3 protein-coding genes are annotated in these 3055 nt (G+C 67.6%); 2 read left to right on the forward strand and 1 reads right to left on the reverse strand.

The features are described from left to right. The first annotated feature begins 218 nt into the window (after positions 1 to 218). The gene (locus tag NA8_RS21160) at positions 219 to 857 is read left to right on the forward strand and encodes a hypothetical protein (RefSeq protein WP_157106817.1); all 639 of its coding nucleotides are present in this window, start codon (positions 219 to 221) and stop codon (positions 855 to 857) included. An 18-nt stretch (positions 858 to 875) separates the two neighbouring features. On the opposite strand, the gene NA8_RS21165 is transcribed toward NA8_RS21160, so the two are convergent. Then, a complete protein-coding gene (locus tag NA8_RS21165) occupies positions 876 to 2303 on the reverse strand; it encodes a WS/DGAT domain-containing protein (RefSeq protein WP_063052111.1) in 1428 nt (475 codons plus the stop codon). 173 nt (positions 2304 to 2476) lie between these two features. On the opposite strand from NA8_RS21165, the gene NA8_RS21170 reads away from it, so the two are divergent. Beyond that, positions 2477 to 3055 (forward strand): cytochrome b (locus tag NA8_RS21170; RefSeq protein ID WP_169810534.1); only part of this gene is annotated, 579 nt, incomplete at its 3' end.

A 3055-nucleotide genomic window follows, 5' to 3' on the forward strand; every position in this document is an offset into this window, starting at 1 on the left:
ATTCAGCGACTTGGCCTGGCTGTGATGTGGGCCACTACCCCCCACGCGGGAATCGACGCGCCGTAGGCGTTCGCCATTCGATGGCTACGGGTTCGCGACGCGGCAGGTCCACGGAAGTCGAGAGGCCGGTGCCGACCCACGGTGTCCGGCAGCGGGGCGAGCACCGTTCGTCCGATCTAGGCTGTGCGACATCCCATTCCGATGGAATGATCGTCCCCGTGACTCAGTGGCTCCCGCTCTTCGGTTCCCTCATCGTCGCCATGGCGGCATTGGTCGGCGTGCTGGTCAACAACCGCACGAACCGGGCGGCGCTCACCGCCGCGGACGAGCGAAACCGGGCCACTCTGGACGCGGCGCAGCGCAGCGTGGAGTCGACCAACGCGGCGGCCGAGCGGCGCGAGCACGACAAATGGCGGCGGGAATCGGTGCTCACCGCGGTGTCCTCGGTGCTGGCCATCTCGAGCGACGTACGCCAGCAGTTGTTGCGCTGCGAACGCTGGGAGGCCGACGAACTGGATCAGGTGGACGAGGAGATCCGGCAGATCATCACCGGCTCGCGAGGTTTCATCAGCAGCTTGCGCGTCGTGGCGCACCGCAAGATCCCCAATCGCTGCGAGGACCTGATGCGGACGCTCACGGCCGCGCTGAACATCAGCTTGCAGCGGCGCAGGATCGAACTCGACGGCGAGGCCGTCGCCGAGGAGATCACCGAGATCCAGGCGCTGTGGTCGCGGGCGATCGAGAACACCGTCGAAGAGGAACGCTCGGTCATCAACGCCACCCGGCTGGAACTGGAGATCAAGATCTCCGCCGAGGTCCACCAGTCCGCCCCCCAGCACGCCCTCGTCCGTTCCTGACCGGCGGACCTGCGATCCTCACGCCGGAGCGGTGTCGACCCGGGTGTGGTGTGTTTCCAGCAGCGCGGCGCGGAGGTGGGCGGCGTAGGCGTCGAGATCCGGTAGGACCGCCCGGTCGGCGTGCAGCGAGATGGTGACGGTGTCGCCGAGGCCATGGACGCCGTGGGTGAGGTGCATGACGGAGCCGAGCGCGGGGAACCCGGCCGTGAAACGCACCTCCCCGCCGCCGAAGGACAGGTCGGCCGGGCCGCGGTCGACACTGGAGACGACCGTGTGCCCCGCTATCGAGTCCGGAACGGTGTCGAGGGGGTAGCGGTCGACGTCCCGGCGCAGCAGCGGGGCCGGGATTGTCGCGGTGACCAGGTCCTGCGCCGACAGCAGCGGGTGCCGTGCGCGGACACGCCGGTCGGCGAGCGCGGCGGCGATCTTGTCGGCGCGCAGGCTCAGATCGGGTTCGTCGACGAAGAGATCGACGCCGAGGCTGCGATAGTTGTTGCGGGGGCGGTCGACCTCGGGAAGGGCCATCGGGACCTGCGCACCGAGACGCTCCACCGGCTCGCCCCGGTCGGCCAGGTAGCGGGCGAGCGCCAGCGACACCGCGGTCAAGACTACGACCGTGACGGTACGACCGGGCACCCGCAGATCATCCGCCGGGAACACCAGCATCCGAGCTTCGTGCCGCGAGATCCCCTCCGCTGCCGTCCGATTCAGCGCGCTCGGCGGGTAACCCTCTCCGGGCGGCGGCGCTTCGCCCGCCTCGGTCAACTCCGTCAGCCGCTGCTGGGCTCGGAATGCCTGGTAGCCGCGCACGGCCGTCGCGGCAAGCCGAACCGGCACGCGCAGCAGACCGACAGCCGAATCGACCAGCACACCGATCGGCAGCACGCTCGCCGACACCGCATCACCGATCGTCCGCCCACGCACCCTCACCGAGCCGACGCGCACGCCCATGGACGACACGCTCGCCGCCACCGTGCGATCGTCCACCCCACCGAACAGCGCACGCGCGATCGCCGAGGCCCGGCGCCCATCGGCCAGCGCATGGGACATCTGCAGCACCACCACCAGCGCGGGCTCGCCTTCCTGCCCTGGCGCGTCGGCGACCGCGCGGAAGACGTGCAGCCGCCACGGGTGCACGGCGGCATCGACGCCGGTGCCGAGCAGCTCGCCGAGAACGCGCAGCAGGTGCGACCAATTACGCTCCGCCAGTTCGTGTTCGACGAATTGCTCGGCAGCGAATTCACACCGCGTCCAGAACGGGTAATCGACGTCGGCGGGCAGTTCGCGCAACCGGACCCGCAGGTCCGCGATCCGCGCACTCCGTTCGGCGACGGCGGCGCGCAGTTCCTCGGTGGGCCGTCCGCGGTCGGCGAAGCAATACAGCAGAAAAAGGTCGTTGCGCGTTCGTTCCGACAGCCAATACATCGTCGCGTCCTGCGGTGCCATGGCGCTCACAAGTAAAACGATATCGACTCGGATCGGGCGACGCCCGGCGAGCCGGACAAAAGTGAATGATCTTGTTCCACAATTCTTCCGGAGAACCCATCGATTCCGGCAGACAGCTCTGCTACCGTCTGTAGTAGGAACGGATATCACTCACCCAGGGCGGGGTGTCGGCCATGGCAATCGATCCAGCTCGCAAAATCGCCAACCAAGCCGATGAGGCGGACGAGCGGTATAAGGCCGCCGCGTTCGTGAAGCGGTCGATCAACAAGGTCTTCCCGACCCATTGGTCGTTCCTGCTCGGCGAGATCGCGCTCTACAGCTTCATCATCCTGCTGCTGTCGGGCGTCTACCTGACCCTGTTCTTCGACCCGTCCATGACGGAGGTCGTCTACAACGGCTCCTACCAGCCACTTCGCGGTGTCACCATGTCGCGGGCGTACGAGACGGCGCTCAATCTCTCCTTCGAGGTGCGTGGCGGCCTGTTCGTGCGGCAGGTGCATCACTGGGCGGCCCTGCTGTTCGCCATTTCCATCATCGTGCACCTGTTCCGGATCTTCTTCACCGGCGCGTTCCGCAAGCCGCGTGAAGCGAACTGGGTGATCGGTTCGCTGCTGCTGATCCTGGCGATGTTCGAGGGCTTCTTCGGCTACTCGCTGCCCGACGACCTGCTGTCGGGCACCGGCCTGCGGGCCGCGTTCTCGGGTATCACCATCGGCATCCCGGTCATCGGCACCTGGCTGCACTGGCTGATG

Origin of the sequence: Nocardia arthritidis NBRC 100137 (genome assembly GCF_001612765.1) — a bacterium.
Lineage (GTDB): Bacteria > Actinomycetota > Actinomycetes > Mycobacteriales > Mycobacteriaceae > Nocardia > Nocardia arthritidis.